The organism is Vibrio sp. 1288, from assembly GCF_033344475.1.
In genome coordinates this window covers 1-1078 of the sequence record NZ_JAWPOX010000141.1, presented here as the reverse complement: position 1 = coordinate 1078, position 1078 = coordinate 1, and the positions used below count along the sequence as shown (strand labels likewise).

The 1078-nt window shown below is 46.7% G+C and carries 1 protein-coding gene; it reads left to right on the top strand.

Annotated elements, in window-relative coordinates; genetic code table 11:
• Window positions 1-58 precede the first annotated feature (58 nt).
• On the top strand, window positions 59-1078 hold a 1020-nt coding region (locus R8O11_RS25170), incomplete at its 3' end, for a GNAT family N-acetyltransferase (protein WP_318194605.1).

Sequence of the window (1078 nt, the reverse complement as noted above, 5' to 3'; positions counted from 1 at the left end):
CTCAAATTTATGGCATTCTCATCCATACTATTTAAAAAGGATAAATGGATAGTAGGATATGGACAGCAACACGCCAAGACTCTCTTTACGCACCATTGAGCCGACCGATTACCCAGAGCTCGCGGAATTAATGGACCTCGTTTTTCCTGATGTGGGCGGCTCATGGCCACGCCTGACCATCATGGATCTCATTCATCAGTTTCCCGATGGACAAATCTGTATTGAGGATAACGGCAAAATTGTCGGCGCTGCGCTGACGATCAAAGTGGACTACAACCGATTTTCACTTCCTCACCTGTACACTGACATCATCACCGAAAATAACGTCATTCAGAACCAAGTGACAGGCGATGCCATGTATGGCCTAGATGTGTTTGTTCACCCTGATTACCGTGGGCTTCGCTTGGGCCGACGTCTTTACGACGCGCGCAAAGAGTTATGCCGCAGCAAAAACTTTAAAGCGATACTAGCCGGTGGCCGCATTCCGAATTACCACCAATACGTGGATGAACTGAGCGTTGCAGAGTACATCGACAAAGTAAAACGCCGCGAATTGCACGATCCGATCCTCTCCTTCCAGCTTGCGAATGACTTTGATGTTAAACGCATCATGCGTGGCTATTTGCCAGAAGATAACGCCTCAAAAGGCTACGCCACGTTGCTAGAGTGGGATAATTTTTTCTACGAGGAAGACATTCAATCCGTTCACGACATTGAGAAAACCTTGATTCGTATTGGCGTGGTGCAATGGCAAATGCGCGCGATGAACGATTTGGAAGACTTGCTCGATCAAGCCGAGGTTTTTATCTCCTCTCTGGCCAACTACAAAGCCGACTTTGCTTTGTTTCCTGAGTTCTTCAATGCTCCGTTGATGGGATTGCAAAACGATCAAAACTCAGTTGAAGCTATTCGCTTTCTTGCTAGCTTTACAGAAGAGATCAAAAACCGTTTCTCGCAAATGGCGGTCACTTACAACATCAATATCATTGCTGGCAGTATGCCGCTCATCGAAGATGGCAAGCTCTACAACGTAGCGTACTTACTGCAACGCGATGGGGAAATTAACGCTCAGTACAAA